General features: G+C 59.8%; 19 protein-coding genes and 1 tRNA gene. 8 read left to right on the top strand and 12 right to left on the bottom strand.

Annotation, left to right across the window (positions count from 1 at the left end; genetic code table 11):
* The first annotated feature begins 81 nt into the window (after positions 1-81).
* The 3 genes from NW812_RS09210 (at position 82) to NW812_RS09200 (ending at position 4,325) form a co-directional block, all read left to right on the top strand.
* Positions 82-2,397 (top strand): heavy metal translocating P-type ATPase, encoded by a 2,316-nt coding sequence (locus NW812_RS09210; RefSeq protein WP_414396089.1) that lies wholly within the window; start codon positions 82-84, stop codon positions 2,395-2,397.
* A gap of 195 nt (positions 2,398-2,592) precedes the next feature.
* A complete protein-coding gene (locus NW812_RS09205; protein WP_414396087.1) occupies positions 2,593-3,621 on the top strand; it encodes a sirohydrochlorin chelatase in 1,029 nt (342 codons plus the stop codon).
* A gap of 74 nt (positions 3,622-3,695) precedes the next feature.
* Positions 3,696-4,325, top strand: coding sequence for a hypothetical protein (locus tag NW812_RS09200; RefSeq protein ID WP_414396086.1), 630 nt, complete (start codon positions 3,696-3,698; stop codon positions 4,323-4,325).
* A 22-nt stretch (positions 4,326-4,347) separates the two neighbouring features.
* On the opposite strand, the gene NW812_RS09195 is transcribed toward NW812_RS09200, so the two are convergent.
* The 4 genes from NW812_RS09195 to obgE all read right to left on the bottom strand — a co-directional run bounded on the left by NW812_RS09195 (position 4,348) and on the right by obgE (position 7,186).
* Positions 4,348-4,962 carry a PAP/fibrillin family protein gene (locus NW812_RS09195; protein ID WP_414396084.1) on the bottom strand — a complete coding sequence of 205 codons (615 nt, stop codon included), beginning with the start codon at positions 4,960-4,962 and terminating at the stop codon, positions 4,348-4,350.
* A 69-nt stretch (positions 4,963-5,031) separates the two neighbouring features.
* Positions 5,032-5,727, bottom strand: coding sequence for an L-threonylcarbamoyladenylate synthase (locus tag NW812_RS09190; protein WP_414396083.1), 696 nt, complete (start codon positions 5,725-5,727; stop codon positions 5,032-5,034).
* Between the two features lie 9 nt (positions 5,728-5,736).
* Complete coding sequence (locus NW812_RS09185; protein ID WP_414396082.1) at positions 5,737-6,093, bottom strand: hypothetical protein; 357 nt, start codon at positions 6,091-6,093, stop codon at positions 5,737-5,739.
* A complete protein-coding gene (gene obgE, locus NW812_RS09180; RefSeq protein ID WP_414396118.1) occupies positions 6,047-7,186 on the bottom strand; it encodes a GTPase ObgE in 1,140 nt (379 codons plus the stop codon). Before obgE ends, NW812_RS09185 begins: the two co-directional genes overlap by 47 nt.
* Positions 7,187-7,396: 210 nt before the next feature.
* Here obgE and NW812_RS09175 point away from each other — a divergent pair, with 210 nt between their 5' ends.
* From NW812_RS09175 to NW812_RS09165, 3 genes are all read left to right on the top strand, one after another.
* Positions 7,397-8,377, top strand: coding sequence for a 30S ribosomal protein S1 (locus NW812_RS09175; RefSeq protein ID WP_414396080.1), 981 nt, complete (start codon positions 7,397-7,399; stop codon positions 8,375-8,377).
* Between the two features lie 86 nt (positions 8,378-8,463).
* The gene (locus NW812_RS09170; protein WP_414396079.1) at positions 8,464-9,771 is read left to right on the top strand and encodes a recombinase family protein; all 1,308 of its coding nucleotides are present in this window, start codon (positions 8,464-8,466) and stop codon (positions 9,769-9,771) included.
* Between the two features lie 535 nt (positions 9,772-10,306).
* Positions 10,307-11,284 carry a protochlorophyllide reductase gene (locus NW812_RS09165; RefSeq protein ID WP_414396077.1) on the top strand — a complete coding sequence of 326 codons (978 nt, stop codon included), beginning with the start codon at positions 10,307-10,309 and terminating at the stop codon, positions 11,282-11,284.
* A 225-nt stretch (positions 11,285-11,509) separates the two neighbouring features.
* Here the strand turns inward: NW812_RS09165 and NW812_RS09160 are convergent, their stop codons facing one another.
* From NW812_RS09160 to zds, 3 genes are all read right to left on the bottom strand, one after another.
* Positions 11,510-12,640 (bottom strand): citrate synthase, encoded by a 1,131-nt coding sequence (locus tag NW812_RS09160; RefSeq protein WP_414396075.1) that lies wholly within the window; start codon positions 12,638-12,640, stop codon positions 11,510-11,512.
* Positions 12,641-12,707: 67 nt separating this feature from the next.
* Positions 12,708-13,655 carry a sugar phosphate nucleotidyltransferase gene (locus tag NW812_RS09155; RefSeq protein WP_414396073.1) on the bottom strand — a complete coding sequence of 316 codons (948 nt, stop codon included), beginning with the start codon at positions 13,653-13,655 and terminating at the stop codon, positions 12,708-12,710.
* Positions 13,656-13,785: 130 nt separating this feature from the next.
* The gene (zds, locus tag NW812_RS09150; protein WP_414396071.1) at positions 13,786-15,243 is read right to left on the bottom strand and encodes a 9,9'-di-cis-zeta-carotene desaturase; all 1,458 of its coding nucleotides are present in this window, start codon (positions 15,241-15,243) and stop codon (positions 13,786-13,788) included.
* A 137-nt stretch (positions 15,244-15,380) separates the two neighbouring features.
* On the opposite strand from zds, the gene NW812_RS09145 reads away from it, so the two are divergent.
* Positions 15,381-15,452: transfer RNA gene (locus NW812_RS09145), tRNA-Gly, on the top strand.
* 47 nt (positions 15,453-15,499) lie between these two features.
* Here NW812_RS09145 and NW812_RS09140 read toward each other — a convergent pair.
* The 3 genes from NW812_RS09140 to NW812_RS09130 form a co-directional block, all read right to left on the bottom strand.
* Entirely contained in the window at positions 15,500-16,087 is a 588-nt protein-coding gene (locus NW812_RS09140) for a D-alanyl-D-alanine carboxypeptidase family protein (protein ID WP_414396117.1), read from the bottom strand.
* Between the two features lie 174 nt (positions 16,088-16,261).
* Positions 16,262-16,699, bottom strand: coding sequence for a peroxiredoxin (locus tag NW812_RS09135; RefSeq protein WP_414396069.1), 438 nt, complete (start codon positions 16,697-16,699; stop codon positions 16,262-16,264).
* 37 nt (positions 16,700-16,736) lie between these two features.
* Positions 16,737-17,375: an HD domain-containing protein gene (locus NW812_RS09130; RefSeq protein WP_414396067.1), complete on the bottom strand. Its 639-nt coding sequence runs from the start codon at positions 17,373-17,375 to the stop codon at positions 16,737-16,739.
* Between the two features lie 446 nt (positions 17,376-17,821).
* Between NW812_RS09130 and treY the strand changes: the two genes are divergently transcribed.
* The gene (gene treY, locus NW812_RS09125; protein WP_414396065.1) at positions 17,822-20,623 is read left to right on the top strand and encodes a malto-oligosyltrehalose synthase; all 2,802 of its coding nucleotides are present in this window, start codon (positions 17,822-17,824) and stop codon (positions 20,621-20,623) included.
* Positions 20,624-20,628: 5 nt separating this feature from the next.
* Here the strand turns inward: treY and tpiA are convergent, their stop codons facing one another.
* Positions 20,629-21,393 (bottom strand): triose-phosphate isomerase, encoded by a 765-nt coding sequence (tpiA, locus tag NW812_RS09120; RefSeq protein ID WP_414396063.1) that lies wholly within the window; start codon positions 21,391-21,393, stop codon positions 20,629-20,631.
* Positions 21,394-21,451: 58 nt separating this feature from the next.
* Positions 21,452-22,171 (bottom strand): hypothetical protein, encoded by a 720-nt coding sequence (locus NW812_RS09115; RefSeq protein ID WP_414396062.1) that lies wholly within the window; start codon positions 22,169-22,171, stop codon positions 21,452-21,454.
* Position 22,172 lies beyond the last annotated feature (1 nt).

The following is a 22,172-nucleotide window of genomic DNA, read 5'->3' as shown; positions in this document are numbered from 1 at the left end:
CAGGACAGAGCTCCCGGCTGGGGTTTTCCTCATTGTTGGGAGGAAGGAGGCTTTGGCGTTGCTTTTACTCGGAGGGCAGCCATGTCTGGTTCTGGTACCCCCAACCCCTCTGCCCCATCGGCTGCCGGCACTTGGCGCTTGGCCATCCAGGGTATGAGCTGTGCCTCCTGCGCTGTCAGCATTGAACGGGCGCTGGGCCAGGTGCCAGGGGTGACGGCGCAAACGGTGAACTTTGCCAGCGAACAGGCGATTGTTCAAGGGGATCCCCGGCTGGTGAGCCCCCAAGCCTTGATCCAGGCGGTGGAGCAGGCGGGGTATCGGGCCCACCTCCTCCAAGACGATTGGCAACTGCTGGAGCCGACGGATCCCGAGCGGATTGCCCAACGGGCGGCAGAACGGGAGTGGAAGCTGAAGGCGGCAATAGGAGCAGGCATCAGCACGGCGCTGCTAGTGGGATCGTTGCCGATGATGCTGGGGAGGGAGATCCCCGGCTTGCCCCTGCAGGATCCGTGGCTGCAGTTGCTGCTGACAATACCGGTGCAGTTTTGGGTGGGCCAGCCGTTTTATCGCGGCGCCTGGGCGGCTTGGCGGCGGCGAACGGCCGATATGAACACCCTGGTGGCCTTGGGAACCAGTGCCGCCTTCTTCCATTCCCTTTTTGCCACCCTCTTTCCCGACTTCTTCCACCGGCAAGGGCTGCACCCCGAGGTGTACTACGAAGTAGCGGCCGTGGTCGTCACGCTGGTGCTGGTGGGCAAGTGGATGGAGCAGCGGGCCAAAGCCCAAACCTCCGAGGCCATCCACAAGCTGATGGGGCTGCAGCCCAAAACCGCAAGGGTAATTCGCCAGGGGGTGGAACAGGAGATCCCAATTGGGGAGGTGCAAGTAGGAGATTGCATCCGCGTGCGCCCCGGCGAGAAGGTGCCGGTGGACGGTGTAATCCTGGAAGGTTCCTCGGCGATAGATGAGTCGATGGCAACCGGGGAAAGCCTGCCTGTCGTCAAATCGGTGGGGGATGAGGTTATCGCGGCCACTCTCAACCAGACCGGCAGCTTTGTCATGAAGGCCCAGCGGGTAGGCAAAGATACGCTTTTGGCCCAGATCGTGCGCCTGGTGCAGGAAGCTCAGGGATCCAAAGCTCCCATTCAGCAGGTGGCAGATCGAGTGACCTCGTGGTTTGTGCCGGCGGTCATTGGAGTGGCGGCGGTAACGTTTGGGCTCTGGTGGGGGCTGGCGGGCAAGCCAACGTTGGCTTTGGTCAATGCCGTTGGGGTGCTGGTCATTGCCTGCCCTTGTGCCTTGGGTTTGGCCACCCCCACCTCGATCCAGGTGGCCATAGGGCGAGGAGCAGAGCTGGGGATCCTGGTGAAGCGGCCTGAGAGCTTGGAGGTTTTGGCCCATCGCCTCGCCACCGTGGTCTTGGACAAAACCGGCACTCTCACCGCTGGCCGTCCCGCTGTTACCGATATCTGGACTCCAGCCTCCTCTCCCCTAGGGCTGTTGCGTCTAGCGGCTGCGGCAGAACAGTACTCAGAACATCCGCTAGCCCGGGCAGTGGTGCAAAAAGCCGAAGCAGAAGGGATCGCGCTCCCGCCAGCCCAGCACTTCCAGGCAAGAGTAGGCGAGGGGATAGAAGCCTGGGTAGAGGGACAGCCGGTGCGTGTTGGTCGGCTGAGCTGGCTGCAGGCGATGGGGATCCCTTGCCATCCCGCCAGCAAGGAGCGGGCTCAAGCTTGGGAGAACGAGGGCAAAACCGTCATTGGCGTGGCTCAAGGGGAGAGTTTTCTGGGACTGCTGGCCATTGCCGATCCGCTAAAGCCCACTTCCGCTGAAGCTGTGCAGCAGCTGCACCAGATGGGGCTGGAGGTGGTTATGCTGACTGGCGACAACCCCACCACTGCCCAAGCCATTGCCCGGCAGGTCGGGATCCGGCGAGTCATTGCCCAAGTCCGTCCTGAGCAGAAGGCAGCCTTGATTCGCCAGCTTAGGCGGCCTCAGGGGCGGGTGGTGATGGTAGGAGACGGCCTTAACGATGCGCCGGCCCTGGCTGAGGCCGATGTGGGGATCGCCATGGGGACGGGCACGGACGTGGCTATGGCCACCGGCGACATTACCCTGGTATCGGGCGATTTGCGGGGTGTGGCTGCCGCCATCCAACTCAGCCGGGCTACCCTTGCCAACATTCGCCAAAACCTCTTCTTTGCCTTTATCTACAACGTCCTGGGGATCCCCATTGCTGCCGGGGCGCTCTATCCCTTCACCGGCTGGCTGCTCAACCCCATGTTGGCGGGGGCAGCCATGGCCTTCAGCTCTGTCTCGGTGGTGGCCAATGCCCTGCGCCTGCGGCACTTTCAGCCCTCACCCCCAGCCCCTCTTGCTCGGAGAGGAGGGAGTTAGGGATCAGGACAAGGGTTTGGAATTATCTCCCCGGAGGCGGCAATCCCCCTGGGGGGCCTTGGTGAACAACTAGCGGCAGGCTAGCCTAAAAGGCCCAGGCAGGCTGGGGAAAGTGGGGCGCCAATCCGCTCCCTCAGCGAAAACACCCACCTGCTTTTTCCTGGACCTTTGCAATTCCCAAGGAACGGAGTTTTCGTGTTGAATACCCTCAGTTTTTCTCCTTCCTCTACCGTTGGGCAGTCCCCTTCTGCGTCCTTGCCCTTGTTGCTCATTGGCCACGGATCCCGTGACCCAGAGGGACAGCAAGCCTTCCTGGAGCTGGCCCAGACCTACCAAGCTCTCACGCCCCATCGGCCGGTGATCCCTTGCTTTCTGGAGCTGGCCCAGCCGACCATTGCCCAAGGGGTGGAACACTGCTTGGCCCAGGGGTGGCAGGAGATCGTGGCTCTGCCGCTATTGCTGTTTGGGGCGCGCCACAACAAGTTCGACGTGACCACAGAGCTGGATCGCCTCCAGGCCCTCCACCCGCAGTTGCGCGTCCACTACGGCGCGCCGCTGGGGATCCGCGTTGAGATCTTGCAAATGCTGCGGGAGCGAATGGCCACTTTGCTGGCCGCCCAGCCGCAGCGGATCCCGGAAGCGGAGACGGTGCTGCTCTTTGTCGGCCGCGGCTCCAGTGATCCCGAAGCCAACGCCGAAGCCTGTAAGCTGGCTCGACTGCTCTGGGAAGGGTCTGGGTTTGCGGCCGTGGAGACTTGCTTTATCGGCATTACCCATCCGCGCCTGCCCGTGGGGTTGCAGCGAGCCCTCTCTTGGCAGCCGCGCCGGGTTCTCGTGTTGCCCTATTTTCTCTTTACAGGGGTACTGGTGAAAAGAATCGAGGCGGCAGTGCAGGAGCAGCGGCGCTGCCACCCCGAGATTGACTGGCTGATGCTGCCAGAATTGGGCATAGTGGATACGGTGCTGCACACCCTGCAGCAACTGGAGCAGGAGGCTCTCCAGGGCCAAACTCCAGTGAACTGCCACCTCTGCAAGTTTCGCCTGGTGGTGAGCGCAGAGCTGGGAGCAGGACATTCCCATCCTCATCCCCACGACCATGACCATCACTCCCATGGGCACGGTCCTCACCACCATCACTCTGAACACCACCATGCCCCCGCAGGGGCAGCGGATCCCTGGGCCTCCTTGGAGAGCTATCACCAACGAGCTTGGCAGGTGCCCTAGCAAGAGCGACGAGATAAACTGGGGGGTGGCAGGCGTTATATGAGTCCCTCAGGGCTAGTGTCTTGGCCTACCAGATGGCGAAGCTTGTCCGCTCCTTTTGGATCTCCGGTGCTGCTGCTGCAGGGAGCGGGCTCCTCGTCTTCGCCGGGGTGGTGGCTCTGCTGGATCAGATCCTGCCGACCCTGCCCAAGGTTTCCCTCTCCTTGGCTGGGATTCCTGGCCTAGTGGCCGGGCTAGGGGCTGCCTATGGGGTTTGGTGGCTGGCCCGGCTGGCGTTGCAGTCGACCTCTTGGGGCAGCTTCCGAGAAGCGCTGCTAGAAGCTCTATCTCCGTTCGATCCTGCCGATCACGGCGGCCAGCCGCGACTACGACCCAAGCCTAGCCCAGAGCAAGCGCTGCGCCAGCTGCAATCCCAAGTTGCTGCCCTGGAGGCAGAATTGGAACGCCAAGGGATCCAACTACAGCAGGCAAAAGCAGAGCAAGCCCAGCTCCAGCAGCGGCAGCAGCAACTCGAGCGCCTTCTACAGTGCACAAAATGGGAAAACCAAAAGCTGCACTCTCAACAAGAGGAATGGGCCCGGCAACTGGAACAGTCCCAAGAGAAGTTGCAGGCGTTGCAAGCGTCCTACCGGGCCCTGGAGACCCTCTGTGAGATCAGCTTCGCTCTCATCGAGAAAACGCGAGGTGAAGACCCCCGGCTTTAGCTGTGGGGTAGTGCGTCTCCAGCTAGCTACTTTCGCCCACCCGCCTGAGCACGAAGAGACTCCCTTGGCTGCCACGGCCAATCCGCAGATCCTCGTCCAAATAGGTGATATCCAGCCAGCCCGTTGGCTTGCGACAACCCAGGTCAATCTTGATAACCGGGAGCCGGTCGGGATCCCGTTCGAGCAGATAGAGAAAACTCTCGATCTCGTAGCTCATCAACGCCTGGAGTCCCACAAGCAGCCGCTCGAACAGCACCTTGACCCGCCGTTCCGATGCCGGATAGAAGCGGGCTGCCACCGCCAAGATCCCCCGCGGCAGCCAGCCGGATCCCTGGATTTCGGCCACGTTAAAGACTTGGCCCTTCTGGGCTCGAATGCACTGATAGATCTCGCCGGTGGTCAAAAGGGGCAAAGGGGCCAGCCGCAACAAAGCGGCGCTAGTGGTGAACAGGTTCAGCCAAGTCCCCTCCAACCGTTCAGGAGCTGCTAGGGGGTTAGGGGTAGGGTTGAGGACTTCTAGGGCGGCAATGTGAGCCAGAATCTGGTTTTTTTGGCTAGGGGAAACCCTGCGGCCCCGGTCGGTCGTCTCCAAAAGCTGCAACAGCGCCGACTTTTTTTCAGCTAAGGTTTCAGGCATGGGACCACACCGGCAGGACGACCCTATTCTAGGAGCAAGCAGCTAGGCGGAAAACCCAGGGTCTGTGCCTCAATTGCCCGGCTCTTTTGCCCACTGCAGATCCGCCACCTGCTTGTAGCCCAGCCCGGCCCGCACCAGCAGCGGCTCCGGCCCTGTGAGATCGATGACGGTCGAGACCTGGGCCCGATAGGGAGCCTCGTCATCCACTATCAGATCCACTTGCTTCTCCAACTGGCGCATTTCCTCGGCGGTAAAGATTCCCCCTTCCTCCCAATCCGCTGCCGGATCAAAGCCCACCTCCAACGAGCCGATGGGATCCCTGCCCAGCTTGGCAGAGGTGGAGACGATGGGGTTACCCAACTCGGCCAACAGCGCCTGACAGATGGCCGAATCGGGCACGCGGATGCCAGTGGTCTTTCGCTTGGGATCCATCACCAACCGAGGCACCAGCTTGGTGGCTGGCAGCAAAAACGTAAACGGGCCAGGGATCAGCCGCCGCATCAGCCGATAGGCGGGATCGCTCACCTGGGCATACTGAGCAATCTGGGAAAGCGAAGGGCACAGAAAGGTAAGAGGCTTGTCGTTAGAAAGCCGCTTGATGTGCCGCACCCGCTCCACTGCCTGCTTGTGAGTGACATCGCAGCCGATGGCATAGACCGTGTCGGTGGGATAAAGCATGACCGCCCCCTCGCGGAGCGCGGCTGCAATGCGCTGGATGGAGCGAGGCTGGGGGTGTTGGGGATGGAGCTTGAAGTATTCGGCCATCAGAAAACGTCAAGACTCAGAACGGCTTTCCGAGACCTCCACCACAGGACGAGGGGTGGGCGGCACCGACAGGGAGCTCTGCGGCCAGTCTTTGAGCTGCTGCATCAGCGCCTGGATGTGCAAACGCGGCAGGTAGGGCCAGTCACCTGCCTCCTCTAGTTCTTGAAGTACTTGATAGAGCTCTTGCCGGGTGTTGGGCAAAGCTTCTTGGAAGGCTCCCTCCAAAATGGTGCGGTGCAGATCCTCCAACAGGCGCAGCAGCATTGCCAGCTCCAGACAGGATCCTGCCCTTGCCTGCGTCGCCTGCTCAACGGCCCGCTTAATCTGGCGCAAGTCGGGTGGCAGATCCTCCTCGGAGACGTACATAGCCACTCATCTCTGGGCTTGGGGGAAGCGGGGGCACTCCTATTCTAGGCTTCTCTTGAGGCGCTGCTAGCTGGATCTTGCCCCCAGGTCGAGGGGGCTCTGGATCCCGGCCCAGACTCTGCCACACTCGCTGCAGGAGAGCATCCAAACCCTGCCTGGCCACTGCCGAGATGGCCAAGACTGGAGCGCCGACGGCGGTTGCAAGCCGCTGGGTGCGCTCGACAACCTCCTGCGGCTCGAGGGCGTCGATTTTGTTTAAAACCACAATCTGCGGCTTGTCGATGAGCCCGTGGCCGTAGGCGCGCAACTCCTGCTGCACAACTTGGTAAGCCCTGACAGGATCGGCCACCGTGCCGTCCACCAAATGAATCAGCAGCCGCGTGCGCTCCACATGGCGCAAAAAGTCATGCCCCAGTCCCACCCCTCGGTGGGCTCCCTCAATGAGGCCGGGAATATCGGCAAACACCACCCCATCGCCCGAGGGATGGGGCACCACCCCCAAATTGGGCTGTAGCGTGGTGAAGGGGTAATCCGCAATCTTAGGCCGGGCGGAGGAGATCACGGAAATCAAGGTTGACTTGCCGGCGTTGGGCAGGCCGACGATCCCCACTTCAGCAATGAGCTTCAGCTCCAGGCGCAGCCGCACCCGCTCCCCCGGCTGGCCCCTAGTAAAACGGCGGGGGGCGCGATCGTGGTTGCTCAAGAAGTGGGCGTTGCCCAAGCCCCCTTTGCCGCCCCGGGCCACCAGCAGCTGATCCCCTGGCTGCACCAGATCTCCAAGGAGCTCGCCCGTTTCCGCGTTGAACACCATCGTGCCACAGGGCACCCGCACCAGCCGATCCGCCCCGCTGGCCCCCGTGCGCTGGTTGGGTCCTCCTTTTGAGCCGTTTTCGGCTTTGATGACTGGCTGGAAGCGAAAGTCCAGCAAAGTCTGCAGCCCCGGATCTGCCACTAGGATCACCGAGCCGCCCCGCCCCCCATTGCCGCCCGAGGGTCCGCCGGCAGGCACGTACTTCTCGCGGCGGAAGGCCACAATGCCATCCCCCCCATTTCCCCCCTGCACCTCAATCTCCACCTGGTCAATGAAATGCAACTGCCTTTCTCCCAACGCTCCCTGGGCCACTTTCTTACTAGCTTGGCAGGAGGGCGAGGAAATTTGCTACAAAAGCTTCTTCCTTGAGCTAGGATAGTATTTCCAGGACCTACCCTTTTGGGTGTGAAGGTGGAGGCATGCCCATGCCTTCTCCTAGTCTAGGTCTGGCTGTGGTTTGAACTTGCGCAACTGCTCTGCTAGTAAGCCCCTATGACTCGAGTTACCGCTGCTGCCGACGTGGGTTTTACCACCGAGGACTTTGCCGCTCTCCTGGACAAGTACGACTATCGCTTCAGCCCCGGCGAAATTGTAACCGGCACAGTATTTTCGGTGGAACCGGGTGGCGCGTTAATCGACATTGGGGCCAAAACCGCTGCCTTCTTGCCGCTGCAGGAGATGTCTATCAGCCGGGTGGAAGATCCCCACGAGGTACTCCAGCCCGGAGAGACGCGCGAGTTCTTCATCCTCACTGAAGAGAACGAGGAGGGCCAGCTGACCCTCTCCATCCGCCGCATTGAGTACATGCGGGCGTGGGAACGGGTGCGCCAGCTCCAAAAAGAGGATGCCACGGTGCGGGCCACCATTTTTGCCACCAACCGCGGGGGCGCCCTGGTGCGCATCGAGGGGCTGCGCGGTTTTATCCCCGGCTCCCACATCAGCACCCGCAAGCCCAAGGAAGAGCTAGTGGGCGAGGAGCTGCCCTTGAAGTTTCTCGAGGTGGACGAAGACCGCAACCGCTTGGTGTTGAGCCATCGCCGGGCTTTAGTGGAGCGGAAGATGAACAAGCTAGAGGTGGGCGAGGTGGTGGTTGGCACGGTGCGCGGCATCAAGCCCTACGGTGCTTTCATTGACATTGGCGGCGTTTCCGGCTTGCTGCACATTTCCGAGATCTCCCACGAGCACGTCGACACACCCCACAGCGTCTTTAACGTCAACGACGAAGTGAAGGTGATGATCATCGACCTAGACGCGGAGCGGGGCCGGATCTCGCTATCAACTAAGCAGCTGGAGCCCAATCCCGGCGATATGCTGCGGGATCCCAAGCTGGTTTACGAGAAAGCCGAGGAAATGGCAGCCAAGTACCGCGAGCAACTGCGGGCTGCCAAGCAAGGACAGGCGGAACAGGTCGAGGAGGCACCCTTGAGGGTGGCAGAAGAAGAGCTGGAATATGCGGCAACAGCAGCGGAATAGGGCAGGCGGCCTGAGGCGCGCTGGCCTGGCCGTCGCGGCCTTCACCTGGGATCGCGGGGGGGCAGCCGAGCAGGAGGGCAGCGGCGGTGGCAGGAGATTTGTCCATGGGCGTCTGCGGCTACCTCTACACGCCGGCCTATGCTCCTTGGCCAGAAGAGGAGCTGGCTTGGCTAAAAGCCCACGGGGCTGATCCTCTCTGGCACGACTGGGGATCCCGTACCTACCTGGAGGAGCTGCTGCAGGGCGTGGCCAGTGGCTCGGTGCAGCAGGTGCTGCTGGTGCGCCTGTCGGATTTGGGGGATCAGCTGGATGAGGTGCACGGGCGGCTGCTGCAAATCCAACAGGCTGGGGTCCGCCTTAGCCTGGTCAGGGCAGATGGCCTACAAACCCCTAGCACTGCTGGCGAGTGGATCCCGTTGCTGGCCGAGGTTCCCCATCACCTGCAAAGCCGCCGTCGCCGTCAAAGCCAGGCTCAAAGCCGTCTGGCAGGCAAGCCTCCCCCCGGGCCGCCTCCCTTTGGCTACCGCCGCGAAGGGGGTCGCTATATCCCCGATTGCCGCCAGGCCCCCATTGTTCAGGATTTTTTCCGGCACTTTCTCCTCTACGGATCTCTGCGCCAGGCGGTGCGCTTCATTGCGGAGAAGCACCACAAGCGCATCTCAGTAGCCACCGGGCGCAACTGGCTGCTCAACCCGGTCTACCGGGGGGATCTGGCCTACGCCGACGGTACTGTTCTGCGCGATACTCACCCAGCTCTCCTCAGCCGCACCGAAGCCGCCCAGATCGATCGCTGGCTGAAACGCAACAGAGGGATCCCGCGCCGCAGCGCCAGCGCCTCCCGCGCCTTGGCCGGACTCGTCCACTGCCGGGCCTGTGGCAGCCTGCTACGCATTGTGCAAACAACCCCCAGCAAGGGCAAAAGGAACGGCTCTTCTTACCTCTACCTGCGCTGCCAAACCTGCCGCTATAGCCTCCGCTACGCTGAAGTCCAGCAGGAGGTAATTCGACAGGTCTGTGAGCAGTTGCCCCAACGGCTCCAGACGCTGGATCGGCAGGCTCTAGCCCAAACTCGCCAACAGCTCCAGGCCCAACTCCAGGCCAACGCCGAGCGGCTGCGGCAACTGGAAGAGCTGCGACAAGCCGGCCTGCTGGACGAGCCCTCGCTAGCCCAGCGCTGCTACCAGCTGCGAGCAGAGACAGCCCGCTTGGCCCAAAAGCTAGAGCAGCTCCCCCCTGCCAACCTCACCCAGACCGTCCAAACCCTCTCCCTCCCGCCCTTCTGGCAGGATCTCAGCGAAAGCGAGCGCCGCGCCTACCTGCGGGAAGTCCTGCGCAAGGTTGAGGTGGATTCCACGGGGGCTGTGCAGATTACCTTTGCCTTTGATCCGCTCTGAAAGACTTCTACAACCCCGGACAAAAGCGGACTTGTGCTCCAGGTTGAGGCTTTCTTCCTGCTTCCACGACCCATAGCTAGCAGCAGAGTTCACCTCCACTACCCCACTAGAGGGATCTCCACAGGCGTCACTTCCCGTCGAGCTGACGGTAGTTGCTCCTTGCTCTTGAGCGATCACACAGGCCAAAGGCGGAGCCAACTTTAGCCTAGGTAAAATGCCTACCCGAAGAAACGTACCTGCTCGCCTACGAGCTTAGCTAACCCACGTCAAGGCAGAAGGTGCGCTGGCGAGGTCGCACATGGTGCTGGGAAGCCCTAGCGACCTTCTTTAGTCCTCGTTCGCAACAGCGGTGCGGCTTTGGCCACCTGGATCTACCTGAGCTGGCAAGGCCAAGCTTGTATCTAAAAATGAAGGAAATGGCCCGGAAAAGCGTCGCAAACCTTATCAATTCCTTGTCTAGACCCCTTTCCACTCCAAGATGGATCCTGCAGGGATCTGAGGGATCCCCCCTCAGGAAACCGTCTAGGAGTTGGATATGGAAGGACAAATGCAACCCACCGTCGTGATTACTGGTGCTTCCTCAGGCGTTGGCCTGTATGCCTCCTTGGCTTTGGCCAAGCGGGGCTGGCACGTGGTAATGGCCTGTCGGGATCTGGACAAGGGCCGGCGGATGGCCCAGCAGGTGGGGATCCCAGAGGGGAGCTACAGCCTGATGCCAATTGATCTGGCCAGCCTGGCCAGTGTTCGGCAGTTTGTCGAGCAGTTCCGTCAGTCGGGCCGTTCTCTGGATGCCCTGGTGTGCAACGCCGCCATCTACATGCCCCTGCTCAAGCAGCCCCTGCGCAGCCCCGAGGGCTATGAGCTAACCATGGCCACCAACCACCTAGGACATTTCCTCCTCTGCCACCTGATGCTGGAGGATCTCAAGCGCTCCCCTTACCCGGATCGGCGGCTGGTAATCTTAGGAACGGTTACCCACAACCCCAAAGAGCTGGGAGGCAAGATCCCACCCCAACCTCACCTGGGGGATCTGCGGGGCTTTGCCCAGGGCTTTAAGGAACCCATCAGCATGGCCGACGGCGGCAAGTTCGATCCCGTCAAGGCCTACAAAGACAGCAAAGTTTGCAACATCATCACCATGCGGGAGCTGCACCGCCGCTTCCACGAGAGCACCGGCATCACCTTTCTCTCCCTTTACCCCGGCTGTGTGGCGGAAAGCGGCCTCTTCCGCCATCACTATCCCTTGTTCCAAAAGCTTTTCCCCTGGTTTCAAAAATACATCACCGGTGGCTATGTCTCCCAGGAGCTGGCCGGCGAGCGGGTGGCGCAGGTGGTGGCCGATCCCGAATTTCGCCAGTCGGGATTCTACTGGAGCTGGGGCAACCGGCAACGGAAGCATGCCAGGCCCTTTAACCAGGAGGTTTCTGACGAAGCAAAGGATGAGGCCAAAGCCAAGTTGCTCTGGGAGCTGAGCGAGAAACTGGTGGGTGTGCCCCAGTTGGCGGCCCTCTAGCTTTGCCAGTTTCTAGGAACCACCGCTGGCCAATTGGTTGCGTAGTCTACACCCCCAACTTTTGGGGATCGCAACCCCGGCACCCTTGTCGGGCTTGGCACCTATGCCCTTGGATCCTCAAGGTGGATCTGGAGGACCTCGGGTCCCGCAGGGGCAAGGGACCTTGGCCAAAGCCAGCCCGACGCAAGCCAGGGGATCTTCGCACCCTGTCCAAGGGGGTTAACCTTAGCTCCGCTCCGAAATGGGGATGTAGCGCTGCTGGCGCTTGCCGGTGTAGACCTGGGTGGGGCGAAAGAGGCGATTATCCGCCAACTGCTCCCGCCAATGGGCCAGCCAACCGGCTACCCGGGCAATGGCAAACACCGGTGTAAACAAATCCTCTGGGATCCCCAGCTTGGCGTAGACCAAGCCTGAGTAGAAGTCCACGTTGGGGTAGATGCCCTTAGGTCCCAGCAGCTCTGCACACACCCGCTCTACCTCCAGGGCAATGTCGTAGTACTTATCGTGGCCGTGGCGCTCGAACAGCTCCTCGGCAAGCTTTTGCAGGATGATGGCCCGCGGATCCTTCACTTTGTAGACGCGGTGCCCCATGCCCATAATCCGCTCTTTTCTAGCCAGCTTTTCTTCAATAAACGGGCGGACGTTCTCCACTGAGCCAATCTGCCGCAACAGCTTCATTACCTCTTGGTTGGCCCCGCCGTGCAGCAACCCCGAAAGGGTGCCCACCGCTGTGGCCAGGCTGCTGTAGGGGCTAGCCAGGGTCGAGGCGCTCACCAAAAGGGCAAAGGTTGAAGCGTTAACCGTGTGCTCGGCGTGCAGGATGAGACAGGTATCGAAAACGCGAGCTAGCCAGGGATCTGGCTTTTTGCCCGAGAGCATGTAGAGGAAATTGGCGGCATGATCCAGGCTGTCGTCAGGGGGAATGGGATCGTTGCCCTGCCGCATCTGGTGAAACATGGCCACCATCGTCGGCAGCTTGGCCAGCAGGCGGGTAACCGTGACAAAGACGTAGTCGGGATCTGCCTCCTGCACCGGGTAGAACATGCCCAGGCTGGCGACACAGGTCTGTAGGGCATCCATCGGGTGGCCCGAGTCGGGAAACGACTTAATCATGTCGCGGATACGGTACTTGACCCGCCGATGGCTGCGGACAGCCTGATCAAAGTTGTCCAGCTCCGACTGGGTGGGCAGCTTGCCAAAAATCAGCAAATAAGCTGTCTCCAGAAAGGTACTGTGGGCCGCTAGCTCCTCAATGGGGATGCCGCGGTATTCCAGGATCCCTGCCTGGCCGTCGACAAAGCTAATGTTGGATCGCGTGGCCGGAACGCCCTCTAGCCCAGGCCTGTATTCCGCCATAGCTGGATGCCTATGTGCTCCCCAAAACGAGAGAACAAGGGCGCTACTTTGCTTGCTATCCGCTACATTAAACCACGAGGAGGCCTGGCCCGTAAGCCCCTGGCTGCAGGGGGCCATTGACCCAACTGTAGCTGCCCAGGATAGTGCCAGCAGGGATCTGGGCTTGGGGCCCCAGGCGGGTATAGGCGCCGATGTAGCAAGGGGCGTGCAGTTGGGCAGCAGGGTGGACCTCAGCCGTCTTGTGAACCCAGATCCCGGGCGCCCGTTCTTCCACATCCTCGAGCGGAAAATCCCTCATCCGGCCTAGGAGAATATCCAGTTGACCCTGGTAGTAGCTGGCCGGCGTGCCCAGATCTCGCCAGTAGCCCGTGTGCAGGTAGGCTTGCAGCCGCTGCCCTTGCTGGAGCAGGTCGGGGAAGACGCGCCGCTCAAAGCTGAGGGGATCCCCGCTGGGGTAGTCCTTGAAGATGGCTGGATCGAGGACATAGGTGCCGGCGTTGATGGTGTTGGTGGTCAGGGTGAGGGCTTCGGCAGGGGTGGGCTTTTCCCGAAAGGATTGGATCCGGCCGCCTTCCCCCACTTCCACCAGGCCGTAGGCGGTGATGTCCTCAACGCGGGCAAGGGTAAGGGTGGCAACAGCCCCGCTCTGCAAATGGCAGCGCATCAATGCCGCCAGATCCAGATCGGTGAGGATATCGGCGTTGAAGACCACCAAGGGATCCCCGTTGAAATAGGGCTGGGCCAACACCAAAGCCCCTGCCGTATCCAGCGGTGTTTCCTCGACGATGTAGCGAAGCTTTACCCCCCAGGCAGCGCCATCTCCTAGGGCAGCCTCGATTTGCCTGCCCAAGTACCCAACGCTCAACAGGATGTCCGTCAAGCCAGCTCGACGGCAGCGGCCAATGAGCCAGTGTAAAAAAGGTACCTCCAACAAGGGCAGCAACGGCTTTGGCTGCCATAGGGTCAAAGGCCGTAAGCGAGTTCCCTGCCCCCCTGCCAGAATTACCGCCTGCATAGCTGTCCCCAACCCATTTTCCCAGCCTAGATGGTAGGGGAAAAGGATCCGGCTTGCCAGAGCCAACTGGCTGAGCCAGAGGCAGGGAGAGCCTCCCTTTGCCGCTGTTCTGCTGGGCAGCGAAGGCCCGCTAGGCTGGCGGCGACGGCTGGGGATCCCGGCAGGCGGCCAGGATGGCCTGGGCAGCCAACTGGCCAGAGAGGGTGGCTCCTTCCATGCTGTCGATGTAGTCCTGGGCGGTGTAGCTGCCGGCAAGGAAGAAGTTGGGCACGGGAGTTTTCTGCTGCGGCCGATAGGGCTCCATGCCTGGCGCCTCGCGGTAGAGGGAGTGGGCCAGCTTGACCACGCTGTACCAGGTCAGGTTCAGTTGCCGCGAGGAGGGAAAGAGCTCATGCACTTGGTGCAACACGTGCTGGGCAATGGCCTCGTTGGACATGGAGATAAAGGGATCCCCGGGCGTAAGCACGCATTGCAGCAGGGATCCCTGGCCGGGTTTGTAGTAGTCAGCAGGGCTGGTGAGGGCGAGATCGGCAAAGCAGGAGAAATCGGCATCGGCAGTGTAGAGGAGGTTGTCAATGCCAAGCGGCTGGGGATAGTCGGCGGCGCGTTTGGCCCGGCCCTGGGGGTTGAGCTCCGTCACCCAGCCGTCGAAGCGCAACTGCACCGTGGCAACCGGCACCGAGTCCAGCTTGTAGAGGTTGTCGAACTGGGGCCATTGCCGCCACACCTGGGGGATCAGGCGTTTTGCCCCTTCTACCGCCGTTGCACATACATACACATCCGCCTCCACGCGCTCGCCGTTGGCCAAAACCAGGCCGGTTACCGCGTAGGGGGGGGAGTCGCTGACTTCAATGCGGCTAACCCCCCGCCGGGTATGAACCTGACCGCCGCGGGCTTGCAGGTAGCGGACGATGGGTTGGGTAAGGTAATTGTCCGGGGATCCCTTGAGGAAATTGAGCTTAGAGGCGTCTGTTTTGCTGGCAAACATCTGAAAGATGGTCAGCATGCAGCGAGCAGAAATCTGCTCCGTGTCGATGAAGCCCAGGGCATAGGCAATGGGGTTCCACATCCGCTTCAGGCTACCCTCAGACCCGCCGTGCTGGCGGAACCACTCGGCAAAGCTTACCCGATCCAAAGCGCGAATCTGTTGCATTGCCCCTTCGTAGTCCAGCAGGCCGCGAATCAAGGGGCTAGTGCCTAGCGCCAAGGCGTTGCGCAGTTTATCGGCCCAGGAGAGCTGGTTGGTGGTAAAAAAAGCTTTGAGGCCATTGAAGGGCGCTCCTAGGGGAAAGCGAAAATCGAGGCTGGCCACCCGCCCGCCGCGGTTGACAAAAGTGTGGACGTGCTGCTTGGGCAGCAGATTCTCGTAGGCCCCCACCTTTTTCATCAGGGCAAACAGGTTGCTGTAGTTGCAGAAAAAAACGTGCAATCCCATCTCAATGTGGTTGCCCTCGGCATCCTGCCAGGATCCCACCTTGCCGCCGGCAAAGGGCCGCGCCTCGTAGATCTGCACTTCATGGCCCGCCTCAGCCAAGTAAACCCCCGTTGCCAAGCCGGCCAACCCTGCTCCAATAATGGCTACCCGCATCGCGATTTCCTAGGCCCCGCTAGGGGCTGACGCAACTGCAAAGAAAGATGAACTGCTCCCATTCTGGAACAAAATGCCGCCCACTTCCCCCCTTGACAGACAGCGGCAAAGTTTGTCACGATACACTACTAGCTAGTGCGGATGTAGCTCAGTGGTAGAGCTTCTCGTTGCCAACGAGAAGGTCGCGCGTTCGAATCGCGTCATCCGCTTCTTGAACATTCCCCCAGCTCCTCTACCAAACGAAGAGAGGAGTCGCCTAGCGCTTGTAGAAGGTCTCTAGGCTGTGGCGGTCGCCCACAAAGCGCCAGTGCCAGGGCTCGTAGCTTACTCCTTGGGGGTTGCTGCGGGGAAAGGACAGCTCAAAGCCAAAACGAGCAGCGTTCTTCTCCAGCCAGCGGAAGGCAGGAGTCTTTTCAAAAGCCTCCTGGAGATCCCACTGCGGAAACTGGGCATCCCCAATGTCGATAGCGTAGCCGGTGTGATGCTCGCTATATCCCGGGGGAGCGCTGACTGCAGCCCGTTCTCCTGGCCGCAGAGCCCGCGCTTGGGCTACTTGAAAAAACAAAGCCTCCTGCTCTGCTATCGAGCGAAACCCAGAGATGGGGACAAGGCGGATCCCGTCGGCTAGAGCCGCTGCGCTCATTCGCCGGTAGCTCTCGGCAGCGGCGTGGCGCAGGCGCACCTCGCGCCCGTGGTAATAGCCCACTACCTGGAGGGTCTCTGGCGGAGCTTCAGCATAGGCATAGTGGCCCAGCAGAGAGGGCCTGCCCTCTCCTTGCTGAGAAACAGAGAGATTTTGCGCCAGGGGTTCTCTTCTTTCCTTTGATCCTGGCAACCCGCCCACTGCCCACACCGTTGAGAGCAGCAGCGTAAGCAAGGCTAGACCTAGCCTTAAGCCCAGCCTCCAGGGACCTGAGGAGCCTTGCGCTTTTGCTGGAGGGGGAGGGTAGCGACGCGCAACTGGAATGTCGTCGTTCATACCCAAAGGCTGGGAGGCAAGCCCTCAGGTTCAGCCTCCTCACGGGCCCAAGTCCGCCAAGATATCGCGGGCGTGAGTTTCCGTATTAATGTTTTGGTAGACCTTAGCAATTTTGCCCTCGCCATCAATGACGTAGGTTACTCGCTTGGCATAGCCGCCTCCGTCCACATCGTAGGCGCGGGCAATTGCGCCGTCGCTATCCACCAAGAGAGGGAAGGGCAAGTTGTACTTTTCGGCAAACTTCTTGTGGGAAGCTTGGTCGTCCATGCTTACCCCCAGCACCACCAAGTCTTTGCTCTGATAGTCCGCGTAGGCGTCACGGAAGCCGCAGGCCTCTTTGGTGCAGCCAGGGGTGTCATCTTTGGGGTAAAAGTAAAGAATCACCGTTTTCCCAGCAAAATCGGCTAGGGAAACCGGGTTGCCGTGGGCGTCGACGGTATTAAAGCCAGGAGCAGGGGTACCGACCGCAAGAACCATAGACGGGTGACCTATAGGACTGCCCTCAGCATTTTCTTCAGCCCCCCTCCTCCCTGTCAAGCGCCGGATTCGGCTCGGCTGTCCGTTGCAACTCGGCCACCACTTCCTGGAGCTCCGCAGCTAACCCCGAAGGTAGCCGTCGTCCCAGGATCTCCGCCAGCGAGCGGTAGTACCATAGGGATCCCTCCTTACCGCCGGAGAAGCGCTCCCAAAGCTGATCCCCTAGCTGGCGAAAGTCCCGTAGGAGGCAGCGGGCGTTGTGCAGCTTGTCAGCGGCAGCCACCAGCAGAACCGAAGCGTCTGCGGTTTCCAAATGCTTCAGGTAGGCCGTTTTCCGCTCCTTCCAGTTTTCTTTGGGCTCGCCCCGGGAGCTATCGCTTTCAGTATCCGTACACCCTAAGATGATCTGCAGCACTCGTTCTCCAAAGCGCTCCCGCAGTTGCTGTTCAATCTGGGCCCGTGGCTCGCCGCTATAGCGGGGGCCATCTTCCAGGCTGTCGTGGAGCAAAGCAGCAATGGCCTCATCCTCATCGGCACCGTACTCTAGGGCAATGGAGGCTACGGCCAACAGGTGGCTGAGGTAAGGGATCCTGGTTCCCTTGCGAGTTTGAGCAGCGTGCCATCGGTAGGCGTAGCGCATGGCCTCGGCAAACCGCGGCGTCAAGTGGGTGGACATCGGTCTCTCTCCAGTCGGGGTTGGTAAGTTGAGGAGATGGGGCGGGGATCGTTAGCACCTGGTCGGAACCTCAGAGGTTCAGATCCCAGCCCCCTGCCAAGTGTACTGCTAGGCGAAGGAGCTCGGAGTGATTTGGCTGGTAGGCGGCCACCTCTACTTGAGGGCTGGCAGGAAATCCCCATTGCCGCTCACCAGCAGCTCTGTTTTGGAGGCAAGATAGCCTCCCCTCCCAATTGGCCTTGCAGCTGCAAACAGCGCTGGCTGAGGTTGTGTCGGGTAGAGCCTGAAAATGGGACAGCATGCTACCGTCAGAAGGCCATGACGGCTTAGAGACAAGCTCGGGACTCATTGGCAGCTCCAAGGCTCTGCTAGCTGCTGCCTAGAAGCCAGCTGCAGCTGTAGGGAGTATGTCAACCTGGAAAAACCCTTTCTAGTTAGAGGTCACCATGCGGATCCCGACTTGCACCTATCGCATCCAGTTTCACGCCGGTTTTGACTTCGAGGCAGCACGGCAAATCGTCCCCTACCTAAAGTTGCTGGGTGTTAGCGATCTGTACGCCTCTCCCATCTTTCAGGCTCGCAAAGGCAGTACCCACGGCTACGACGTGGTGGATCCCACCCAGATCAACTGCGAACTGGGAGGAATCGAAAAATTTGAAGTTCTATGGGAAACTCTCCACCAGCAGGGAATTGGCTGGATCCAAGACATTGTTCCCAATCACATGGCCTATGACGGCCAAAATCGAATGCTAATGGATGTTCTGGAAAGCGGCCCCAACTCAGACTTTATCGATTACTTCGATGTTGACTGGGATCACTCCTACCTTGGCATCAAGGGCAGAATTTTAGCACCCTTTCTAGGGGATTTCTATAACAAATGCTTAGAGTCCGGACAAATCCAGCTTCGTTACGATGCCGATGGCCTTAGCATTAACTACTTCAACTTGAGGTTTCCTCTCAATATCGACACCTACGCCGATGTTTTTACTTACAACTTAGGCAAGCTGAGGCGAAAACTAGGACGCAGCCATCCTGACTACGTCAAGCTACTGGGAATTCTCTTCAGCCTCAAGTTCATTCCTAGCAAAGAAGACCTCCTAGAGCGTACTGACCAAATCAATTTTGCTAAGCACTCTCTGTGGGAGCTTTATACCTCCAGCCCGCATATTCAAAGCTTTTTTGATGAGAACATTGCCATCTTTAATGGCAAGCCAGGAGATCCCTCAAGCTTTGACTTGCTGGACAGTCTCTTGGCCCGGCAAAACTTCCGCCTTTCCTTCTGGAAGGTAGGTGCTGAAGAGATCAACTACCGTCGCTTCTTTACCATCAATGACTTGATCTCGCTGCGGGTAGAAGACCGGGAGGTCTTTCGCAAAACGCACCAGCTCATCTTTAAGCTTGCAGAGCAAGGGCGCTTTACGGGCTTGCGCATTGACCATATTGATGGCCTATTTAACCCGGAGGAATATCTCCATCGCCTCCGTGAGCGCTGTCCAGATCTCTACATCGTTGTAGAAAAAATACTGGGGCCTGACGAGAAGCTGCCTCCTCAGTGGCCGGTACAGGGCACAACAGGTTATGACTTCCTGGCTAAGCTGAACGGCCTCTTTTGCTGCTCTGAGAACGAGGAGGCGTTTGAAAGGCTATACCAAAACTTTACCGATCTAAGGCAGTCTCCCGAACAGGTAATCGAAGACAAAAAACGCCTAATCATTGAGCGCAACCTAGCGGGGGACATGGACAACCTTGCCTTTTTGCTTAAGCGAATTACCAGCCATCACCGCTATGCCAACGACTTTACTCTCTACAGCTTGCGCCGAGCTCTGGCAGAGGTTTTGGTGTGTTTCCCAGTTTACCGAGTCTACATCCATGAAGGGGTTCTCAGCCCAGAAGGTCAGCAGGCTATCCGCCAAGCTGTAGAGAAAGCTAAGGAGAACCTGCCCATCTTAGTCAACGAGCTGAATTTCCTACAGCGCTTTCTCTGTCTTGAGTTCCCCGAAAACATCTCGGAGGAGGAGAAGAACGAGCAAATCTACTTTGCCATGAGGCTGCAACAGTTGGCCGGCCCTCTCATGGCCAAAGGGGTAGAGGACACGGCCTTCTACGTTTACAATAGGCTGCTATCCCTAAACGAGGTAGGCAGCGATCTGTGTCGTTTTGGCATTTCTATCCAGGAGTTCCATCGCTTTAACCAAGAACGAGCAGCCCAGTGGCCTTTGACCCTAAATGCCTCTTCCACCCACGACACCAAGCGCGGCGAGGATGTGCGGGCCCGCCTGAACGTACTCTCCGAAATACCCGCCGAGTGGGAGAGACATATTAACCTCTGGCACGAGCTCAATGTTGGCTATAAAGTTTACCGCAAGCAAGCCAAGCGTTCGGAGCTGCCAGATCGCAACGACGAGTATTTTCTCTATCAGACTTTGATCGGCTCCTATCCTTTTCAACCAGAGGAAGTTCCGACCTTTGTCCAGCGAGTTAAAGACTACGCCATCAAAGCAGTTCGGGAAGCTAAAGTCCATACTGCCTGGCTTCGCCCCGACACCGAATACGAAGAAGCTACCCTTGCTTTCATCGATCAAATCCTGCAGCCCTCAAGCCCCTTCTTGAAGTCTTTCCTACCCTTTCAGCGCAAAATTGCCCACTTTGGCATCTTTAACTCTCTCTCTCAAACTCTGCTGAAGCTCACCAGCCCTGGGATCCCGGATATCTATCAGGGCACGGAGCTGTGGGATCTCAGCATGGTGGATCCCGACAATCGCCGACCCGTGGACTTTTCCCGTCGCCTAGCTTACCTCGAAGAAATCCAGCGGCGAATCAAGCAGGATCCCCTGCAACTTATCCAAGATCTTCTGCTCCACCGCCACGATGGCCGCATTAAGCTGTTTCTTATCCACCTGGTGCTCAAGGCCCGTCAGGAACAGCCGCAGCTGTTTCTGGAAGGCAGTTATATTCCTCTACAGGTGAGCGGCTCCTATGCCAACCACGTCATAGCCTTTGCCCGTCAGCACGATAAACAAGTCGTGCTGGTGGTGGCGCCCCGTTTTTTAACTTCCTTAATTGACGAAACCCAAGATCCCCTGGGGGAATCGGTTTGGAAAGATACGGAAATTCAACTGCCGCGCTGGAAGCGGCTGGACTGGGTGAATGGCTTAACCCAGGAAGAGATCCCTGGTGGCGACAGCTTGCCCGTGGGGGCCGTCCTCAAGTCTTTCCCCGTGGCTCTGCTATGGGGGCAATCTCGCTGAGGAGCCTAGGGAGCCGCTGCCGCAGGACTCAGGGCCTGGAAGTTGACAATGCGGGCAAACTCTTGGGGATCGAGGCTAGCACCCCCCACCAGTACGCCATCAATCTGCGGCTGGGCCATCAGCTCGTCGATATTGCTGGCTTTGACCGAGCCACCGTAGAGGATGGGTAGATGGTCAGCGCCCAGATGCTGGCGAATAAGGCCAATGACGCGGTTGGCCTCAGCGGCTGCACAGGTTTTTCCCGTGCCAATGGCCCAGATGGGCTCGTAGGCAATCACAAGGTTTTGCAGATTGATCCCTGTCAAGGCGCGATCCAACTGTCCCACAATCCAAGACTCGGTTAGCCCCTGTTCCCGCTGCTGCAAGCTTTCCCCCACACAGAGGATAGGGGTGAGCCCATGCCGCTGGGCCGCCGCCAAGCGCCGGTTGACGGTTTCATCCGTTTCGCCAAAGTACTGCCGTCGCTCGCTGTGGCCAACGATAACGTAGCGCACCCCCAGCTCTACCAGCATGGGGCCGGAGATCTCTCCCGTAAACGCCCCTTGATCCTCCCAATGCAGGTTTTGCGCTCCCACAGCTATGCCGGATCCCCGCGTTTCTTCTGCCACCACGGCCAGGTCTGTAAAGGGCACGCACAGGATGATCTGCCGCTGCGGCATCACCCCTGAAGACGACGCTTGCAGGGCTGGGCCAAACTCGCGGAGAAACTGGCGGGCCTCCACCTGGGTTTTGTGCATTTTCCAGTTGCCCGCGATGAGGATGGGACGCAAGCTAGATCCTCCCTAAGCGACACAACGATCCCAAAGGGGAATCCCGATTTCGAGTGTATCAGCAAGCGGTTCCAAAAGAGGGCGGAGGAGCTTGCTGGCGGCGCTCTTCCAAGCTGGCTGCTATAGCAGCTAGGCAGTCTTGCAGGGGGGAGCCCCGCTCCAGGTGCTGGACGGCAACGGCATAGGCTTCAGGGTGGGCTTGCAACAATGCCCGGCTCTGGCGCAAGAAGCGGTTCATTTGAACCCTCACTTGAGCAGCAGAGGCCAAAGGCGGGGCAGCCCGGATCCCTGACAGGAGCTTAGCCAACTGTTGCCTATCCTCCTCATCTCCCACCACTTGGCCATAGTGCAGAGACTCTGCGGCAGCCCCTGCCATCCAAAACAGGCCGTAGCGCTCCAGATCTGCCCAGGAGAGGCCCCCCTGGGCTTCCCAGGTGTGCATGGGGGCCGGATCCAGCTCCACTCCGCCGTAGCCCGGGATCCCCCGTCGAAAGGCTTGCCAAGGGCTGAGCACGTAGCCGCGCAAGGGGATCCCCAGCAGGTGAGCCACCAAAATGTGTCCCGCCTCGTGGCGGATGACCCGCTGCCGATAGGCTGGAGAAGCCCAATCCAGGAGCGCGCCCAGCAACCCCGACAGCCGCCCCCCAAAGGCCACCTGTTCGACAATCCCCAAGGCCACCATCCCAGCCAAAGGCAGAGCTAGCCACGGCCCCAGAGCTGCCGAAGCCACCAAGGCCGCCACGATCCAAGCCGCGCGGGTGATTCCAGCTTCCGACATC

It is taken from the genome of Synechococcus sp. O70.2, assembly GCF_047462135.1.
Taxonomy (GTDB): Bacteria; Cyanobacteriota; Cyanobacteriia; order Thermostichales; family Thermostichaceae; genus Thermostichus.
The sequence above is the reverse complement of the archived record's forward strand: the minus strand, read 5'-3'. Positions and strand labels throughout refer to the sequence as shown.

Excerpts from the sequence above, each read along its gene's own strand:
- NW812_RS09210 (WP_414396089.1), top strand. The coding sequence starts at position 82 with ATGTCTGGTTCTGGTACCCCCAACCCCTCTGCCCCATCGGCTGCCGGC.
- NW812_RS09200 (WP_414396086.1), top strand. The coding sequence starts at position 3,696 with ATGGCGAAGCTTGTCCGCTCCTTTTGGATCTCCGGTGCTGCTGCTGCA.
- NW812_RS09195 (WP_414396084.1), bottom strand. The coding sequence starts at position 4,962 with ATGCCTGAAACCTTAGCTGAAAAAAAGTCGGCGCTGTTGCAGCTTTTG.
- NW812_RS09190 (WP_414396083.1), bottom strand. The coding sequence starts at position 5,727 with ATGGCCGAATACTTCAAGCTCCATCCCCAACACCCCCAGCCTCGCTCC.
- NW812_RS09185 (WP_414396082.1), bottom strand. The coding sequence starts at position 6,093 with ATGTACGTCTCCGAGGAGGATCTGCCACCCGACTTGCGCCAGATTAAG.
- NW812_RS09175 (WP_414396080.1), top strand. The coding sequence starts at position 7,397 with ATGACTCGAGTTACCGCTGCTGCCGACGTGGGTTTTACCACCGAGGAC.
- NW812_RS09165 (WP_414396077.1), top strand. The coding sequence starts at position 10,307 with ATGGAAGGACAAATGCAACCCACCGTCGTGATTACTGGTGCTTCCTCA.
- NW812_RS09160 (WP_414396075.1), bottom strand. The coding sequence starts at position 12,640 with ATGGCGGAATACAGGCCTGGGCTAGAGGGCGTTCCGGCCACGCGATCC.
- NW812_RS09155 (WP_414396073.1), bottom strand. The coding sequence starts at position 13,655 with ATGCAGGCGGTAATTCTGGCAGGGGGGCAGGGAACTCGCTTACGGCCT.
- zds (WP_414396071.1), bottom strand. The coding sequence starts at position 15,243 with ATGCGGGTAGCCATTATTGGAGCAGGGTTGGCCGGCTTGGCAACGGGG.
- NW812_RS09135 (WP_414396069.1), bottom strand. The coding sequence starts at position 16,699 with ATGGTTCTTGCGGTCGGTACCCCTGCTCCTGGCTTTAATACCGTCGAC.
- NW812_RS09130 (WP_414396067.1), bottom strand. The coding sequence starts at position 17,375 with ATGTCCACCCACTTGACGCCGCGGTTTGCCGAGGCCATGCGCTACGCC.
- treY (WP_414396065.1), top strand. The coding sequence starts at position 17,822 with ATGCGGATCCCGACTTGCACCTATCGCATCCAGTTTCACGCCGGTTTT.
- NW812_RS09115 (WP_414396062.1), bottom strand. The coding sequence starts at position 22,171 with ATGTCGGAAGCTGGAATCACCCGCGCGGCTTGGATCGTGGCGGCCTTG.